The organism is Micromonospora sp. NPDC005710, assembly GCF_040630995.1.
Taxonomy (GTDB): domain Bacteria; phylum Actinomycetota; class Actinomycetes; order Mycobacteriales; family Micromonosporaceae; genus Micromonospora.
The window spans coordinates 118,247-135,807 of record NZ_JBEXYP010000003.1 but is presented as its reverse complement, the minus strand read 5'-3'; the positions used below and the strand labels follow the sequence as shown (position 1 = coordinate 135,807).

The 17,561-nt window shown below is 71.0% G+C and carries 14 protein-coding genes; 6 read left to right on the top strand and 8 right to left on the bottom strand.

Features of this window, described 5'->3' with window-relative positions; genetic code table 11:
• Nucleotides 1–27 precede the first annotated feature (27 nt).
• Nucleotides 28–1,509 (top strand): sugar transferase, encoded by a 1,482-nt coding sequence (locus tag ABZ406_RS05095; protein ID WP_357756047.1) that lies wholly within the window; start codon nucleotides 28–30, stop codon nucleotides 1,507–1,509.
• A 61-nt stretch (nucleotides 1,510–1,570) separates the two neighbouring features.
• Here the strand turns inward: ABZ406_RS05095 and ABZ406_RS05090 are convergent, their stop codons facing one another.
• Nucleotides 1,571–2,644 carry a PP2C family protein-serine/threonine phosphatase gene (locus tag ABZ406_RS05090; protein WP_357756046.1) on the bottom strand — a complete coding sequence of 358 codons (1,074 nt, stop codon included), beginning with the start codon at nucleotides 2,642–2,644 and terminating at the stop codon, nucleotides 1,571–1,573.
• A 67-nt stretch (nucleotides 2,645–2,711) separates the two neighbouring features.
• Here ABZ406_RS05090 and ABZ406_RS05085 point away from each other — a divergent pair, with 67 nt between their 5' ends.
• Nucleotides 2,712–3,368, top strand: coding sequence for a MarR family transcriptional regulator (locus ABZ406_RS05085; RefSeq protein ID WP_357756045.1), 657 nt, complete (start codon nucleotides 2,712–2,714; stop codon nucleotides 3,366–3,368).
• 71 nt (nucleotides 3,369–3,439) lie between these two features.
• Here ABZ406_RS05085 and ABZ406_RS05080 read toward each other — a convergent pair whose 3' ends face one another.
• Nucleotides 3,440–4,678 carry an ROK family transcriptional regulator gene (locus ABZ406_RS05080; protein WP_357756044.1) on the bottom strand — a complete coding sequence of 413 codons (1,239 nt, stop codon included), beginning with the start codon at nucleotides 4,676–4,678 and terminating at the stop codon, nucleotides 3,440–3,442.
• 77 nt (nucleotides 4,679–4,755) lie between these two features.
• Between ABZ406_RS05080 and xylA the strand changes: the two genes are divergently transcribed.
• The 3 genes from xylA (at nucleotide 4,756) to ABZ406_RS05065 (ending at nucleotide 8,906) form a co-directional block, all read left to right on the top strand.
• Nucleotides 4,756–5,943: a xylose isomerase gene (xylA, locus tag ABZ406_RS05075; protein WP_357756043.1), complete on the top strand. Its 1,188-nt coding sequence runs from the start codon at nucleotides 4,756–4,758 to the stop codon at nucleotides 5,941–5,943.
• 8 nt (nucleotides 5,944–5,951) lie between these two features.
• Nucleotides 5,952–7,379: a xylulokinase gene (gene xylB / locus ABZ406_RS05070; RefSeq protein ID WP_357756042.1), complete on the top strand. Its 1,428-nt coding sequence runs from the start codon at nucleotides 5,952–5,954 to the stop codon at nucleotides 7,377–7,379.
• A gap of 93 nt (nucleotides 7,380–7,472) precedes the next feature.
• Nucleotides 7,473–8,906, top strand: a complete 1,434-nt coding sequence (locus ABZ406_RS05065) for an MFS transporter (RefSeq protein WP_357756041.1) — start codon at nucleotides 7,473–7,475, stop codon at nucleotides 8,904–8,906.
• A gap of 674 nt (nucleotides 8,907–9,580) precedes the next feature.
• Here the strand turns inward: ABZ406_RS05065 and ABZ406_RS05060 are convergent.
• The 5 genes from ABZ406_RS05060 to ABZ406_RS05040 all read right to left on the bottom strand — a co-directional run bounded on the left by ABZ406_RS05060 (nucleotide 9,581) and on the right by ABZ406_RS05040 (nucleotide 15,835).
• On the bottom strand, nucleotides 9,581–11,254 hold the full coding sequence (locus ABZ406_RS05060; RefSeq protein WP_357756308.1) for a glycoside hydrolase family 13 protein: 1,674 nt from the start codon (nucleotides 11,252–11,254) through the stop codon (nucleotides 9,581–9,583).
• A 30-nt stretch (nucleotides 11,255–11,284) separates the two neighbouring features.
• Complete coding sequence (locus ABZ406_RS05055) at nucleotides 11,285–12,331, bottom strand: LacI family DNA-binding transcriptional regulator (protein ID WP_357756040.1); 1,047 nt, start codon at nucleotides 12,329–12,331, stop codon at nucleotides 11,285–11,287.
• A gap of 70 nt (nucleotides 12,332–12,401) precedes the next feature.
• A complete protein-coding gene (locus ABZ406_RS05050; protein WP_357756039.1) occupies nucleotides 12,402–13,370 on the bottom strand; it encodes a carbohydrate ABC transporter permease in 969 nt (322 codons plus the stop codon).
• Between the two features lies 1 nt (nucleotide 13,371).
• A complete protein-coding gene (locus ABZ406_RS05045) occupies nucleotides 13,372–14,418 on the bottom strand; it encodes a sugar ABC transporter permease (protein WP_357756038.1) in 1,047 nt (348 codons plus the stop codon).
• A gap of 70 nt (nucleotides 14,419–14,488) precedes the next feature.
• Nucleotides 14,489–15,835, bottom strand: coding sequence for an ABC transporter substrate-binding protein (locus ABZ406_RS05040; protein WP_357756037.1), 1,347 nt, complete (start codon nucleotides 15,833–15,835; stop codon nucleotides 14,489–14,491).
• A 250-nt stretch (nucleotides 15,836–16,085) separates the two neighbouring features.
• Between ABZ406_RS05040 and ABZ406_RS05035 the strand changes: the two genes are divergently transcribed.
• Nucleotides 16,086–16,859, top strand: coding sequence for a peptidoglycan DD-metalloendopeptidase family protein (locus ABZ406_RS05035; RefSeq protein ID WP_357756036.1), 774 nt, complete (start codon nucleotides 16,086–16,088; stop codon nucleotides 16,857–16,859).
• Nucleotides 16,860–16,910: 51 nt separating this feature from the next.
• Here the strand turns inward: ABZ406_RS05035 and ABZ406_RS05030 are convergent, their stop codons facing one another.
• A complete protein-coding gene (locus ABZ406_RS05030; RefSeq protein ID WP_357756035.1) occupies nucleotides 16,911–17,405 on the bottom strand; it encodes a TspO/MBR family protein in 495 nt (164 codons plus the stop codon).
• Between the last annotated feature and the right edge of the window lie 156 nt (nucleotides 17,406–17,561).

Genomic DNA, 17,561 nt, shown 5'->3' with positions numbered 1-17,561 from the left:
GCCATCCTGTACAGAGTGGGAGGGCCGGTGAGCGTGGCGACACTGTTGACCCCCGCCACGTCGGCGGAGCCGGACGGCCGACGCCCCGGGCTGGTGGCCCGCGCCGACCAACGGTCCTACGTCCGGGTGCTCGTGGTGCTGGACACCACGATCCTCATCATCGCGCTGCTGATCGGGTATGTCGCCCGTTTCGGTGAGGGCGAGCCGAGTGGCTCGGAAATCCCGTACGTGCTTGTCGCCCCCGGGTTGGTGCTGGCCTGGCTGATCTCGCTCAAGGCGCTCGGCTGCTACGACGACCGGGTGATCGGCTACGGGGCGGACGAGTACCGGCGGGTCAGCTCCGCCAGCCTCCGCCTGGCCGGGGCGATCGCCATCTTCGGCTACATCGCCGACGTTGGCGTTTCCCGGGGGTTCCTGGGCATCTCGTTCGCGGTGGGCACCGTCGGGCTGGAGGTGGCGCGCTTCGCCGCCCGCAAGCGCCTGCACCGGGCCCGTTCGCTCGGCGTCGGCTGGTCCCGCAAGGTCCTCGTGGTCGGCGACACCGCCCACGTGCTGGAGTTGGTCCACACGCTGCGCCGGGAGCCGTACGCCGGCTATCAGGTGGTGGGTGCCTGCATCCCGGACGCGTTGCTCGCGCCGGTGGCGCAGCGGTTGGGCGACGTGCCGGTGGTGGGGTCGTTCCGGGGCATTCCGGAGGCCGCCACCGCGATCGGCGCGGACACGGTGGCGGTGACCGCCTCCGGTGAGCTGACCGCGACCCGGCTGCGCCGTCTCGGCTGGCAGTTGGAGGGAACGGGCGTCGACCTGGTCGTGGCACCGGCGCTCACCGACGTCGCCGGCCCGCGCATCCACACCCGCCCGGTCGCCGGCCTGCCGCTGATCCACGTCGAGGCGCCCGAGTTCCGTGGGGCCCGCAAGCTGGTGAAGGGTCTCGTCGACAGGTCCGCCTCGTCGCTGGCGCTTGCGGTGCTGCTGCCGCTCATCGCGTTCATCGCCCTGGCCATCAAACTGGACAGCCGGGGCCCGGTGCTGTTCCGCCAGGTCCGGGTCGGCCGGGGCGGGCAGGAGTTCGGCGTGTTCAAGTTCCGCACCATGGTGGTGAACGCGGACGCGCTGCTCGCCGAGCTGACCGCGCGCAACGAGACCGACGGCCTGATGTTCAAGATGCGCCAGGACCCCCGGGTGACCCGCGTCGGCCGGCTGCTGCGCAAATGGTCACTGGACGAGCTGCCGCAACTGGTGAACGTGCTGCTGGGTCAGATGAGCCTGGTCGGGCCGCGCCCGCCGCTGCCCTCGGAGGTGGCCCGTTACGACGGTGACGTGGCCCGCCGGCTGCTGGTGAAGCCCGGCATGACCGGCCTGTGGCAGGTGAGCGGCCGCTCCGACCTGAGCTGGGAGGACGGCATCCGGCTGGACCTCTACTACGTGGAGAACTGGTCCCTCGCCGCCGACCTCACCATCCTGTGGAAGACCTTCGGCGCGGTGCTGAACGGCCGCGGCGCGTACTGACCACTGTCACGATTGCGGGCCGGTCCAGTCCAGGCAGACGACCACCGCGTCGTCGACCAGGTCACCGGCCACGAACGCGCAGATCACCGATGAGCGACCGGACGGCGTCCAGGGGGGCCATCGGCCCGGTCCGTCGCAGGAACCGGTCCAGCGCCGTCTCGCCGTAGCGCACGTGCTGGCCGGTGGCCTCCACCACCCCGTCGCTGACCACGAACACCCGGTCGCCGCGCTCCAGCGGGAACTTCTGCTCGTGGTAGTCGGTCGCTTCGAACATGCCCAGCGGGAACTGCGCCTCCAGGGGCTGCTCGGTGACCTCCCCGCCGCGGAGCAGGACCAGTCGGGGTGACCCCGCGTCCACCACTGTCATCATCCCGGAGCGCAGGTCCAGCTCCATCAGCAACGCGGAGAGGTGCTGCTCGCCCCGGTACAGGTCGTAGATGGCCTGATCGGCGAGGGCGGCCTGGTCGGCCAGGCTCAGCCCGGCCCGACGCGCGTTGCGCAGCGCGTGGGTGGCCAGCGACGTGAGCAGGGAGGCGGCCACCCCCTCACCGGTGCCGTTGATGGTGGACAACCACAGCCGTTCCCCGTCGTCGGACCAGTCGAAGCTGTCGCCGCGCACCGCGTACGCCGGCTCCAACTGACCGGCCAGGCTGAACGAGGGACGGATCCGGCTGCGGCCGGGGAGCAGGTCCCACTGCATCTCGGCGGCCAGGGTGAGGCGCTGGGTGCGCCGGGCCGCCAGATAGACGTCGGTGCCGGCGGAGACCGCGGCCACCTCGTGGGCGAGCGCGGTGGCGACCTCGGCCAGCGCGGTGACGACGTCCTGGTCGTCCGGAACGGGTGCCAGGCGCAGCACCCCGCGACGCTCACCACGCATGGTGACCGGGAACCAGGCCGTACCGTCGGCCGGTATCGGCGACTGATGGTCGAAGGCACGCCAGGCCGGGTGCCCGGGGTTGGTGATCGAGTCGTCGTCACCGAGCGGCAGGAGTTCCGCGATCCGGTAGTCGACCTGGAAGAGCTCGACGTCGGTGATCCCGTACGCCTGGGCGAGCACGTCCCCGATACCACCCACGAGCCGGTCAGCTGGTGTCTCGTTCAGGGCGCGCCGTGCCTGATTGACCGGTTCGCTCATCGTCAGTCCTTCACTGAAAGCTCGACTACCAGGAGGTTCGGAGTACTCTCGGGCCACCATGGCCGATGTGAACCGCCCGACGGACCCTGAGACGAGTATGGCTGCCGCGCTGGACGCGGCAGCCGCTGCCCTGCTGGGCATCTGGGAATCTGCCCGGGAAGGGACCGCCAACCGCGTGTCAGGCGCCCAGTTACGGGCGGTGATGGTGGTGGAGCAGTACGACGGGATCAACCTACGCCGGCTCGCCACCCGACTCGACATGCTGCTCAGCTCCGCCAGCCGTCTCTGCGACCGGCTGGTTGCCGCCGGCATGCTGGAGCGCGAGCCGGGCCGCTTCGACCGGCGGGAGATCTCGCTGCACCTCACCCCGGAGGCCCGTCGGCTCGTCGCCGAGCTGCGGGCCGACCGCCAGGGCCAACTCGCCGCCGTGTTGGCGGCGATGAGCGGCGAGGGCCGCGACGCGCTGCTGCGGGGGATGCGAGAGTTCGACGAGACCGCCCGCAGCCAGCAGGTGCGACGCGCGTCGGCGTCGGACGAGTCGACGGGTCCGGAGGGCTGGCCGGACGACCCGGATCGCCCCGGTGGGCGGTCAGGACACCGGCCGGTCGATTCGGGTCGGCAGACCCGAACGGGCTGGACAGGTTCGTCGGAGGGCGCGGAACGATCGGCCGGCGCCACCCGGGAGTGGCCGGCCGGCGATCCGCCGGTGGCGCGTACCGCCTGATCGAGCCGGCCCGTCGGTCAGCCCGAGGCGCCCACGGCCAGCATCGCGACGTCGTCGTGGGCCTGCGGCGATCAGCCCGAGCGGGCCAACCACCCGGCGGGCTGGGCGATGATCCGACGGGCCACCGAGCCGGCGGCGCCCACCGCGGCGGCCTCCGCGCCGAGCGTCGACGGCCGGACCGTGACCGGCGACCAGGCGGCGGTGAGCACCCGGGCGTCGATCTCGGCGAGAACCGGGGGGCGCAGCCAGGGTGCGAGCGCGGCGTAACCGCCACCGAGCACCACGGTGTCCAGGTCGAGCAGGTTGACGACGCTCGCCACCGCGACGCCGAGGGCCGTCCCCGCGTCGTGCAGGGCCCGCAGCGCGTCGGCGTCGCCGGCGTCGGCCAACTGGGCGAGCCGGGCCGTCGCGGTGTCAGCGGGCAGCTCTGCCCGAGCCAGCCCGGCAGCGGACACGATCGCCTCCTGGCCGGCGTACTGCTCCAGGCAACCCTGCCCACCGCAGCGGCACGGACGGCCCTCGGGGTGCACCGGAAGGTGCCCGATCTCGCCGCTCCACCCGCGGACGCCGCGAAACAGCGCACCGTCCAGCACGATGCCGGCACCGATGCCCACCTCACCGGAGATGTGCAGAAAGCTGAGCGGGCCGGGCGGCTGAGAGTGCAGTTCCCCGAGTGCGGCGAGGTTGGCCTCGTTGTCCACCGTGAGCGCCGGAACCCCGGGCACCTCTTCGATGAGCGGAGGATGTTGGGCAAGGAGTTCGGGCACCGGCACGTCCCGCCAGCCGAGGTTCGGCGCGAGCCGGACCAGCCCGGCGTCGTCGATCAGGCCGGGCACCGCGAGCGCGGCGCCGACCAGGGTGAGGTCTTCCCGGGCGGCGTCGTCGCGGGCCGCCCCGGCCATCTCGACCAGGCGGGCCAGGGCGTCGGCGGGGGCGACCGGGCGCAGGTCGACCCGGTGTACCGTGCGGTGCCGGACCTGGCCGGCGAGATCCACCACGCAGACCGCCAGGTAGTCGACGTTCACCTCCAGGCCGAGCCCGGCCGGGCCCTGGTCGGCCAGGACCAGCCCGCGCGCCGGCCGGCCGGCGCCCGAGCGGGGCGCGGGTTCGGACTCGCTCACCAGTTGGCCGGCGAGCAGGTCTTCGACCACCGCGGACACCGTGGCTCTGGTCAGGCCGGTCGCGGTCGCCAGGTCGGCGCGGGAGGGAGGTCGGTCGGCAGCGGCGATCCGGCCGAGGACCAGGGCGAGGTTGAGCTCGCGCAGACTGCCCTGACGGACTCCGCCGGCCGGGGCGTGGGTGAGGCTCACCCCTTGACAGTGCCATAGGGTGAGCAAATAATTCAATCGCTGAACAAATAGCGGACAACACCACCCGGAGGTCGCTCATGGCACCCCGTCCCACCCCCGCCGACAAGTTCTCCTTCGGGCTCTGGACCGTGGGCTGGCAGGCCCGCGACCCGTTCGGTGACGCCACCCGTCCCGAGCTCGACGCGGTCGAGGCGGTGCACCGGCTCGCCGAGCTGGGCGCGTACGGCATCACCTTCCACGACGACGACCTGATCCCGTTCGGCGTCGACGCGGCCACCCGGGACCAGCACATCGCCCGGTTCCGCAAGGCCCTGGACGAGACCGGCCTCGTGGTGCCGATGGTCACCACCAACCTCTTCACCCACCCGATCTTCAAGGACGGCGGCTTCACCAGCAACGACCGCGACGTCCGCCGGTACGCGCTGCGCAAGGTGCTGCGCCAGGTCGACCTGGCCGCCGAGCTGGGTGCGAGCACCTTCGTGATGTGGGGTGGCCGCGAGGGCTCCGAGTACGACCTCGCCAAGGACGTCCGCGCCGCCCTGGACCGCTACCGCGAGGCGGTGGACCTGCTCACCCAGTACTCCATCGACAAGGGCTACAACCTGCGCTTCGCCCTCGAGCCCAAGCCCAACGAGCCGCGCGGCGACATCCTGCTGCCGACCATCGGGCACGCGCTCGGCTTCATCTCCCAGCTGGCCCACCCGGAGCTGGTCGGCCTCAACCCGGAGGTCGGTCACGAGCAGATGGCCGGGCTCAACTACGCCCACGGCATCGCCCAGGCGCTCTGGCAGGGCAAGCTGTTCCACCTGGACCTCAACGGCCAGCGCGGCATCAAGTACGACCAGGACCTGGTCTTCGGCCACGGCGACCTGATGAACGCGTTCGCCCTGGTGGACCTCCTGGAGAACGGCGGCCCGAACGGCGGCCCGGCCTACGACGGCCCCCGGCACTTCGACTACAAGCCCTCCCGGACCGAGGACATGGACGGCGTCTGGGCCTCGGCGGCGGCCAACATGAGCACGTACCTGCTGCTCAAGGAGCGGGCGGCGGCGTTCCGCGCCGACCCCGAGGTGGTCGAGGCGCTCGCCGCCAGCAAGGTCGGCGACCTGAACACGCCAACGCTCAACGACGGTGAGGGCTACGAGGAGTTCCTGGCCGACAGGTCCGCGTTCGAGGATGTCGACGTCGACGCGGTGGCCGCCCGGGGCTTCGCCTTCGTCCGGCTCAACCAGCTCGCCGTCGAGCACCTGCTCGGCGCCCGCTGAGGCCCGCCATGCCGTTTGTCGCAGGCGTCGACTCGTCCACCCAGTCCTGCAAGGTGGTGATCCGGGACGCGGAGACCGGCGCCCTGGTCCGGCAGGGCCGGGCACCGCACCCGGACGGCACCGAGGTCGACCCGGAAGCCTGGTGGCAGGCGCTGCGCAGCGCCGCCGACCAGGCCGGCGGGTTTGCCGACTTGGCGGCGATCTCCGTCGCCGGCCAGCAGCACGGCATGGTGTGTCTCGACGAGGACGGCCGGGTCGTCCGCCCGGCGCTGCTGTGGAACGACACCCGATCCGCCGACGCCGCCGCCGACCTGATCGAGGAGGCCGGCGGCGGCTCGGCCGGGAGTCGGTTCTGGGCCGAGGCCACCGGCAGTGTTCCGGTGGCCAGCTTCACCATCACCAAGCTGCGGTGGTTGGCCCGGCACGAACCGGACCTGGCCGCCCGGGTGGCCGCCGTCTGCCTGCCCCACGACTGGCTGACCTGGCGGCTGGCCGGCGCACCGGGGTTGGGCGCACTGCGTACCGACCGGGGTGACGCCAGCGGCACCGGCTACTGGTCGCCGGCGACCGGCGAATACCGACTGGACCTGCTGGAACGGGGCTTCGGTAGGCGGTTGGTGGTGCCCGAGGTTCTCGGTCCGGCCGAGTCGGCGGGCAAGCTCGCCGACGAGCTGGGCGGGCCGGGCGGTGCGCTGCTCGGCGCGGGCACCGGGGACAACGCCGCCGCCGCGTTGGGTGTCGGCGCCGGCCCGGGCGACGTGGTCGTCTCGATCGGCACCTCCGGCACCGTGTTCAGCGTCGCCGACGTGCCGGCCGCCGACGAGAGCGGCGCCGTCGCCGGCTTCGCCGACGCGTCCGGCCGCTTCCTGCCCCTGGTGTGCACGCTCAACGCGGCCCGGGTGCTGGACGCCGCCGCCGCGATGCTCGGCGTCGACCTGGACCAGTTGGCCGAGCTGGCGCTCTCCGCGCCGGCCGGAGCGGACGGGCTGGTCATGGTGCCGTACCTGGAGGGTGAGCGGACGCCGAACCGGCCACTCGCCACCGGTGCGGTGCACGGCCTGACCCTGCGGACGTCGACCCCCGCGCACCTGGCGCGGGCCGCCGTCGAGGGCATGCTCTGCGCACTCGCCGACGGGCTGGACGCGTTGACCGCGCAGGGTGCCACCGTCCGCCGGGTCATCCTGGTGGGCGGCGGGGCCCGCTCGGCAGCGGTGCGTCAGATCGCCCCGCAGGTCTTCGGCTGCCCGGTCGTCGTCCCGCCCGCCGGGGAGTACGTCGCCGACGGGGCCGCCCGGCAGGCCGCCTGGGTCGCCCTGGGTGGTGCCGCGCCGCCGGTCTGGGCGGTGGAGGGCACCGAGGAGTACGCGGCACCTGCCGTCCCCGCCGTCCGCGACCAGTACGCGGCCGCTCGCGGGTTGGTGCTCGACAGGCGCTGAGCGTCGGGATCGACACGGGTGGGTGCCTGTCGACGGTGACCGGCACCCACCCGCGTGACGACAACCTGCACGGAGTCTGGTTGGCTGCCGGTCATGACGGTGAGCAGTGGCGGGCCCGGCCTGCGCCCGCACGGTCGGGGCGGCGGGCCGGCGCACCGGTTGTACAGCGTCGTGGTGTTCGTGCTGCTCGCCTCGCTGGACAATGTGGCGATCGGGCTGGTTCCCCCGCTGTACGGCCCGATCTCCGACGCGTTCGACGTGTCCGGGCGACTGCTCGGCGTGGTCACCGCGGCCAGCTTCCTGGTCAGTGCGGTAGCGGCGGTCGGTTGGGCGTACGTCGGGGATCGGACCAACCGTAAGCCGCTGCTCATGGTGGGCACGCTGCTCTGGGCGGCGGGCACCGGCGGCAGTGCGCTCGCCGGCGGCTACCTGACGTTCCTGGGCGCGCAGCTGGTGGCGGCGGTCGGCCTCGGCGCGGTCGGCTCGGTGGGCTTCTCCGTGGTCACCGATCTGATCTCACCGACCCGGCGGGGGTTGGTGATGAGCTTCTGGGGGCTCTCCCAGGGGGTCGGCACCCTCGCCGGCACCCTCGTCGGAGGGCTGCTCGGGGCGGCCGACTGGCGGCGACCGTTCCTGTTGCTGACCGGCGTCGGCCTGGCCGCCACAGTGGCCTACCTTTTCACGTACGACATCCGGCGAGGTCAGAGCGAGCCGGAGCTGGCCGGCCGGATCGACGCGGGCGCCGAGTACGACTACCGGATCAGCCGCGCGGACCTGCCGCGCATCCTGGCCCGGCGGACCAACCGGTGGCTGATCCTGCAAGGGCTCACCGCGCAGGCCGCGTTCGGCTCACTGGTCTGGCTGCCGGTGCTCTTCGCCGAGCGGGCCGAGGCCCAGGGTTACTCCCCGTCCACAGCGGTGGTGGTGGGCAGCGTCTTCGCCACCCTGTTCCAGCTCGGTGGGGTGCTGTCCATCGTGGGTGGCCTGATCGGCGACGCCGTGCAACGCCGTACCCCTCGTGGGCGGGCCCTTGTCGCCTCGATCGGCATCCTCGCCGCGCTGCCGTTCTACCTGGTGTTGTTCTTCGTTCCGGTGACCATCGACGTGCCGGACGGCGCGAGCGGCGGCGCGGTGGTCGGTGCGGTGCTGGCAAGTGTCTTCACCGAGCCGTCGGTCGGGCTGAGTCTGCTCACCGCGATCGTGGCGCTGGCGTTGACCTCGGCCAACTCGCCGAACTGGTTCGCGTTGATCGCCGACGTCAACCCGCCGGAGCATCGAGGCACCGTCTACAGCCTCGGCAACCTCGTCAACGGGGTCGGTCGCGCGGCCGGCAACAGTCTGGTCGGGGTGGCCTTCCAGGCCCTGCGGGGGGCATTCCCGCCCCCGCTGAACTTCGCCGTCGGGCTGGCAGCGTTCCAGCTCTTCTTCATTCCGACGGGCGTCATGTACTGGCTGGCCTCGCGTACCTCACCGACGGACATCGACAACGTGCACGACCTCCTGCACGCCCGAGCCGACCGCCTGTAGCCCCGCTGCCATCCTGCCGCATGCCGCACCGCTGGCCCCGACCCCTCCCGCCCCGCCCCTCCCGCCCCTCCCGCCCCGCCCCGCCCCGCCCCGAAGAGCGTCGATCATGGAGTTGTGGTGGGTTGCAAATCACCTGAATAGCATCAAGTCAGGCACCACAACTCCATGATCAGTGAAGCCGAGCTGCGCACCTCCGCGATCTTGCACTTTCTGTCCCGACATAAACGGCGTTCTGCCCATCTCGACGACCACAACTGCAAGATCGGCGCGTTCTGAAGGGTCAAGCCCGGGAGCTCGGCGTGCCCCTTGGCTCAGCGAGTAACGCGCCCACCCCGAGGAGCTCCAAGGCCACCGTCCGCGGCCGACCAGGGCCTGACCCCTAGTGCAGCGTGCGCCCCTCCGGTTCCGGCCCTTCGGCTTGCGGCTGTCGACCTGAGTGGGACGCCCCTGGCATCGGACAGCAGGGCCAGGAGGGCGGCGCGGTCACCGCCTGTCCGCACGGGAGCCTCCGACGCGCATTCTCCGTCGGCGTCGGCGTCGGCGTCGGCGTCGGCGTGGGCGTGGGCGTGGGCGTGAGGCGAATCGCCTACGACATCAGCTCCACAGTGGACCGCTCCATGTCGACCGGCCCGCCCGCGAGCACGGCTCGGCGGGGCGGGCCGGTCGGTGGTAGGTCAGCCGCGCAGCCAGACGGTCACGTCGGCCGGGACCGCGCCGTCATCGTCCAGGGGTGCGCTGGTGGCGAGCACCTCGGCGCCGGCCGGCACCGGCACCGGGGCGGCACCGAAGTTGGTCAGCACGGTCAGCTCACCGTTGCGGAAACTCAGCACCTCGTCGCCGGAGGACAGCCACTCCAGCGTGCCGCGACCCAGCCCGTGGGCGCGGCGCAACCCCAGCGCCGAGCGGTACAGCTCGTACGTCGAGCCGGGCACGTCACGCTGGCGGTCCAGCGCGTACTCCGCCCACAGCGCGGGCTGCGGCAACCAGCTCGCGTCGGTCGGCCCGAAGCCGTACGACGGGGCGTCGGCCTCCCACGGGATCGGCACCCGGCAGCCGTCGCGGCCCCGCTGGGTGTGCCCGCTGCGCGCCCAGGTGGGGTCCTGCCGGGCCTCGTCGGGAAGCGTGGTGTGCTCGGGCAGGCCCAGCTCCTCGCCCTGGTAGAGGTACGCCGAGCCGGGCAGCGCGAGCATCAGCAGGGTGGCCGCCCGCGCCCGGCGCAGACCGAGTGCCGCGTCCGGCTGGGGGTCGCCGATGCCGATGCCGTTGGGGCGTACGGTGCCGATCGGCAGGCCGAGCCGGGAGGCGTGCCGGACCACGTCGTGGTTGGACAGCACCCAGGTGGTGGGCGCGCCGACCGAGTCGGTCGCCTCCAACGAGCGGGTGATCACCGCGTACTGGGCCGGCGCGGTCCACGCGGCGAGCAGGTACTCGAAGTTGAACGCCTGGTGCATCTCGTCCGGGCGCACGTAGCGGGCCAGCCGCTCGGCCGGCTCCACCCAGGCCTCGGCGACCAGCACCCGTTCACCGGGGTAGCTGTCCAGCACCTGCCGCCACTGCCGGTAGATCTCGTGCACGCCCTCCTGGTCCCACATCGGCGGGCGCGGCTTGTCGATCTCGTTGCCGGAGAGGATCTCCTGCGGCTCCTGCCAGTCCGCCAGGTCGGCCTGCTTGATGAGGCCGTGCGCCACGTCGACCCGGAAGCCGTCCACCCCGCGGTCCAACCAGAACCGCAGCACGTCCAGGAACTCGGCGTGCACCTCCGGGTTGTCCCAGTTGAGATCCGGCTGCCCGGTGTCGAACAGGTGCAGGTACCACTGGCCGGGCTGCCCGTCGGCGTCGACCGTCCGGGTCCAGGCCGGACCACCGAAGACGCTCTGCCAGTCGTTCGGCGGTTGGTCGCCGGTCTGGCCGCGGCCGTCCCGGAAGATGTAGCGCGACCGTTCGGCACTGTCGGGCGCGGCCGGCAGGGCGGCCTGGAACCAGCGGTGTGCCGAGGAGGTGTGGTTCGGGACCAGGTCGACGATCACCCGCAGGTTGCGGGTCCGGGCCTCGGCGATCAGCTTGTCCGCGTCGGCGAGGGTGCCGAAGAGCCTGTCGATGTCGCGGTAGTCGGCCACGTCGTAGCCGGCGTCGGCCTGCGGCGAGGGGTAGAAGGGGGAGAGCCACACCGCGTCCACTCCCAGCTCGACCAGGTGGTCGAGGCGGGCGGTGATGCCGGGCAGGTCACCGATGCCGTCCCCGTCCGAGTCGGCGAACGAGCGGGGGTAGATCTGGTAGATGGCGGCCTCGGTCCACCAGCCGGTGGGCGGGTGGTCGGAGGTGGTCTGCTGCGTCGGGTCGGTGTTCAGGGTCGTCTCCCGTGTTGCGGTGTGTGAATTTCAGTGTGCCCGGGGCGGTGCGGTCGAATCCCGGACCACCAACCGGGTGGGCAGGACCACCGGAGTGTCGCAACCGGCGCGCCGCTGACTGACGACGGGCCCGGGTGGCCGGGCCCCGAGCGGGTCGAGCAGCATCTGGGCGGCCAGTTGGCCCTGCTCGGCTGCGGGCTGGGCGACGGTGCTGAGCCCGAGCACACCGGCCAGGTCGTGGTCGTCGATGCCGACCACGCTGACGTCCTGAGGCACCCGCAGTCCGACGTCGCGCAGAGCGGTGAACGCGCCCATCGCCATCTCGTCGCAGGCGGCGACGATCGCGGTCGGTGGCTCGCCGCGGGCGAGCAGTTCGGCGGTGGCCCGGTTGCCGCCGTCGATGGTGAAGGTGGACTCGATGTCCAGGGTGGGGTCGGGTCGCAGGCCGGCGGAACGCAGCGCCGCCTGGTATCCCCGGCGTCGGTCGAGGTGGGTGGTGAAGGCCAACTCGTCGTCCGGGTCACCGGAGATGTGGGCGATCCGATGATGCCCCAGATCGATCAGGTGTTTGGTGGCGGTCCGCGCGGCTGCCACGTCGTCGATCCGTACGCAGGGCCAGTTGGGCACCCTGCTGCCCGAGCTGATGGTGACACCGGGCAGATCCAGCGCGGCCAGTGCGGTCAGGTCGGCCGGATGCAGGGGCGTGGCGACGAGCATCATGGCGTCCACCCGCTTGTGCAGGTTGGCCGTCCGCAGGACCCGCTGGCGGACCTGCTCCCGGCCGCCCAGGTTGTAGAGCAGCAGGTCGTAGCCGGACTGGTGGAGGTACTCCTCGACTGCCTCGACGACGGTGCTGAAGAACCAGCGGGTGATCCGGGGGACCACCACCGCGACAGTGCCGGTGCGGCCGCCGGCGAGCCGGGACGCGCTGGGCGAGACCTCGTAGTCGAGTTGCTCGGCGGCGGCGAGTACCCGGCGGCGGGTGGCGGCCGAGACTGTCGGTAGCCCGCGCAGCGCCCGCGAGACGGTGGCCGTGGACACTCCGGCCAGCCGGGCCACATCATCGATCCTCGTCACGGTTTTCCCCCGCTCGGTGCCCGGAGCGCCCGCCGCCGCCCGAGGGGCCAGGCGGCGGCGGGCGCGCGGGTCAGCCCTTGACGCTGCCGGCGAGCAGACCTCGCACGAAGAAGCGCTGCAGGGACAGGAACACGATGAGCGGTACGACGATGCTGACGAACGCACCGGCGGTCAGGCGTTGCCACTCGTTGCCCCGGGTGCCTGCCATCTCGGCGAGCCGGACGGTGAGCGGGGCGGTCTCGCTGCCGCCACCGGCGAAGATCAGCGCCACCAGCAGGTCGTTCCAGACCCAGAGGAACTGGAAGATGCCGAATGCCGCCAGGGCCGGGGTGATCAGTGGCAGCACGATGGTGCGGAAGATCTTCGGGTGGGTGGCGCCGTCGACGCGGGCCGCCTCCATCAGGTCCCCGGGAAGTTGCGAGATGAAGTTGTGCAGCAGGAAGACGGCGAACGGGAGCGCGAAGCAGGTGTGCGCGAACCACACCTGGGCGAACTTCTGCTCGTCGACCAGGTCCCAGGCCGGCATCAGTGTGACGCCGCCGAGGGTGACGCCTGTGGAGAAGAACTTCAGCAGCGGCACCAGGGCCATCTGCAGCGGCACGATCTGCAACGCGAAGATCGCGATGTAGACCCAGTCCCGACCGCGGAAGTTGATCCACGCCAGCGCGTACGCGGCGAGACAGGCGAAGGCGAGCGGGAAGAGCACCGACGGGATGGTGATCGCCAGCGAGTTGATGAACGAACCGGCGAGCTGCCCCGAGGACGCCGACCGCCCGAACAGGACCTGCTCGTAGTTGTCGAACGTGAACTGGGGGTTGGTGAAGGCCGTCCACCAACCGGTCGTCTTGATCTCGTCCTCCGGGCGGAGGGAGGAGACGAGCAGGCCGAACGTCGGGATGGTCCAGACCACCGCGATGACGATCGAGACGAGCGTCGCGGTGCGGCTGTTCAACCGCTTGCGGACCCGCCCGGCCGTGGTGGTCGGGGTGCCTTCGGTCTTCTGGGTGCCGGCGGCGACGGTGGGCGTTGCGGTGGTCATCTCAGCCCTCCCGCTGCTGACGGAGGTTGCGGATCTGGTAGATCACGACCGGGATGACCAGGATGAAGAGGAAGACCGCGAGCGCGGAACCCTGCCCGTTCTGGCCGTACCGGAACGCCTGGTTGTACATCTCGCTGGCGATCACGCTCGTGTCGTAGTTGCCGTTGGTCGAGGTCCGGACGATGTCGAAGACCTTGAGCGTGGCGATGGTGAGCGTCACCACCACGACGATGAGCGCCGGCCGGATGCTCGGCATGGTGATCCGCCAGAACATCTGCCAGGGGCTGACGCCGTCGAGCCGGGCGGCCTCGACGATGTCGCCGGGGATCGCCTTGATCGCGGCGGAGAGCACCACCATGGCGAAACCGGCCTGGATCCAGACCATGATGACGATCAGCAGCAGCGTGTTCAGGGGTGATTCGAGGAGCCACTGCTTCGGTTCCCCGCCGAGGCTGACCACGATCTGGTTGAGGAGACCGATCTGGTCGCCCTCACCCCGGTAGGCGTAGACGAACTTCCAGATGATGCTGGCGCCGACGAAGGAGATGGCCATCGGCAGGAAGATCAGTGACTTCGCCACCGCCTCGAACCGGGCCTTGTCCACGAGCACGGCGTAGATCAGGCCGAAGCCGGTCGCCACCAGCGGAACCAGGAGCACCCAGACCAGAGTGTTGATCAGGACCCGGACGATCGAGTCGTCGGAGAACATCCAGCCGTAGTTGCGCAGGCCCACCCAGTTGGTGCTGCTTCCATCCATCAGGGAGAGCAGCGTGGTGCGGATGGCCGGCACGACCAGGCCGATGACGAGCAGCAGCACAGTCGGCAGCAGGAAGAAGAAGGCGAAGAGCCCTTCCCGCTGCTTGCGTCGGCGGGGCAGCGGGCCGCCGCCCACTGAGGCGGCGACGAGCTGGGCCTCCCGCCGACGGGCGAACCAGGCCGGCACCACGTCGAGCAACAGGAGCAGACCGCCCACGACCACCACGAAGGCGACCAGCCCGTACATCAGCATGAGGAACTTCGGCTGCTGATCGGCGAAGTCGAACGTCATCAACCCTCCCTTCCGGGTCCACCTCGGCCGGTGGCCCGGCCCGCGACAGCGGACCGGGCCACCGCCGGGATCACTTAGGCCAGCTGCTCTCGATGCCCTGGAGCACCGGGGCGGTCGCCTTGCCGTTCAGCCAGTCGACCATGCCCTTCCAGAACGTTCCCGCACCGACCGCGGCCGGCATCAGGTCGGATCCGTCGAAGCGGAAGGTGCCCGTCTTGTCCTGGAGGATCTGGACGGAGAGCTTGTCGATCGGGCTGGCGACGTTGGCGATGTCCAGCTTGTTGTTCGCCGTGACCCAGTTGCCGAGCTTCGCGCGGCTGTTCACGTACTCCGCCGAGACGAGGTACGTCTGCACGGCCTGGACCTCGGGACGGTCGGCGTAGCCGACGACGAACTCGCCAGCGCCCAGCACCGGCTTGCCCTTGGCCGGGTCGATGGCCGGGAAGTAGAAGGCGAACGCGTCGCCGTCCTCGGCCACCTTGGTGCCCTCGGGGAACTGGTTGGCGTAGAACGACGCCTGTCGGTGCATCGCGCACTTGCCGGTGGTCACCGGCAGGCCCGCCTCCTGGAAGGCGGTGGTGGTGATGCTCTTGACGCCGCCGAAGCCGCCGTTCATGTACTTCTCGTTCTTGAGGATGCTGCCGGCGCGGTCGACCGCGTCGACGATCTTCGCGTCGTTGAACGGGATGGCGTGGGTGGTCCACTGGTCGTAGACCTCGGGACCCTGCGTCCGCAGGACCACGTCCTCGATCCAGTCGGTGGCCGGCCAGCCGGTGGCGTCACCGGACTCGACGCCCGCGCACCACGGCTTCATGCCACTGGCGGCGATCTTGTCGCTCAGGGCGATGAGCTGGTCCCAGGTGGTCGGAACCTCCCAGCCCTTCTCCTTGAACGTCTTCGGCGAGTACCAGACGAAGGACTTCACGTTGGCGCCGAGCGGCACGCCGTAGAGCGTCCCGTTCACGGTGCCGTACTTCAGCCAGTCGGCGGGCATGTTCTGCTCGGCGAGGGCCTTGGTGTCGGCGCCGAGCGACTTGAGCTTGCCGGCGTCGGCGAAGCGCTTCACCAGGCCCGGCTGCGGCACGAAGGCGATGTCGGGGGCGTTGCCACCGTCGACCCGGACGGGGAGCTGCGCCTCGAACTCGCCGCTGCCCTCGTAGTCGATCTCGATGCCCGTGCACTCGGTGAACTGCGACCAGGACTTCTCCAGCAGGTCGGCCTCGGCGTCACGGATGGACGCGTAGATGGAGACCTTCTTGCCGTCGTGGCCCTCGTACTTGTCGTATGCGGCGCACTCCGCGGAGCCTGCCTTGTCGCTCTTCTTGTCGTTGCCGGTACCGCAGGCGGTGGCGCTGAGCGCCAGCCCGAGTACACCGGCGATCACGAAGGCCTGACGTGGTCTGGTAAAGACCGCCATGCCGTCCTCCTTCCTAGCCGGCGCGGTCGTGCTGGTGACCCGTCGCCGGTCCGATTGGGCGTGCACACATGTAAGCGCTTGCATCCGGCGCGGTCCACCCCCAGTCAGACACGAGCGAGTAACAATCCGGAAACCTGCGGGCTGCCTGGTGGGCGCGTTCCCGGTGCGGATCTTCAGCTCTTTCGAAGCTTGACGATATCTGTCAGGCTATGCGCACCGGATCGAAGGTTTTCGACATAGGAGGAGCTGCATGCGTAAGCGGTGGATGAGCCTGCTGGTGACGGGTCTGCTCGTCGGAGGATCATTGGTGCCAGCGAGCCCGGCGCTGGCCGCGCCGAGCTTCAAGGTGCCCTTCCCGTGCGGCCAGTCCTGGTCCGGTCAGACCAGGTCGGATCACAGCCCGGCGTACGCCGTCGACTTCAACCGCACCGACGACCTGGGCGACCCGGTGGTCGCCAGCGCCCCCGGCACCGTCGACCGGGTGACCGACCTCGGCGGCACCAGCTACGGCAAGTACGTCCGAATCAACCACGGTGGCGGTTACAGCACCTACTACGCGCACCTCAACGGGTTCAACGTCTCGGTCGGGCAGACGGTGGCCTACGGCAAGGTGCTCGGCTGGGTCGGCAGCACCGGGGGATCGACGGGCCCTCACCTGCACTACGAGCAGCGCCTCAACGGCAGCGACATCCAGGTCCGCTTCAACGGCACCCTCGGCCTTTACTGGGGCACCAAGAGCTACACGAGTGACAACGGGTGCTCCTCGGGCAGCGGCAACGCGACTGTCGACACCAGCGGCACCCCGCTGACCGTCCGCTCCGGCCCCGGCACCGGGTACGCGTCGGTGGGCACCGTCGCCGACGGCACCCGGGTGACGATCGCCTGTCAGACCAGTGGCACCACTGTCACCGGCACGTACGGCACCAGCTCGATCTGGGACCGGATCGGCTCGGGCCGCTACATCGCCGACGCGTACGTGTACACCGGCTACGACGGGTACATCCCCGGCGTACCCCGCTGCTGACCAGCCTTCGCCCACGGTCCCCGGCGGCAGCGGTCGCCGGGGACCGGTCGGTCAGGTGTTCAGCTGCCAGATCGTCAGGTTCAGCGCGGCGGCGAAGGTGACCCAGGCCCAGTACGGCAGCATCAGCGCCGCCGCCACCCGGGACACCCGGGCGAAGAGCACGACGGTCAGGCCGATCGCCAGCCACATCAGCACGATCTCGGCGAAAGCCAGCCCGTACTGCCCCGCGCCGAAGAACAGTGGGGTCCAGATCGCGTTGAGCACCAACTGGGCGGTCCACGCCCAGAGGGCGGGGGAGAAGCCGACCCGGCGCCACACCAGCCAGCCGGCCACCGCGATGAACGCGTAGAGCAGCGACCAGACCGGGCCGAACAGCCAGGAGGGCGGGGCCCAGTCGGGCTGCCGCAGGTTCGCGTACTCCTCGGTGGTGCCCTGCACGCCCAGCCCGCCGATCGCGGCCGCGACGAAGACCGCCGCCGCGAAGCCGGCGAGGGCCCACCACACTCGCCGCCCGGATCGTGCCGGCGCGTCCTGAGGTATCTCCATCGTCGAGATATTTCCTCTCCGGGTCGGCTCAAACCGCCGAATGGGAGGGCGGGCCGGTCGGCCGGCAACGACAAAGCGCCGGGATCGCCGCAGCCGATGCTTCTGTCGGGAGGACGAAGCTCCGGCCGCGGCGACCCCGGCGGGTCACTGGTGTTG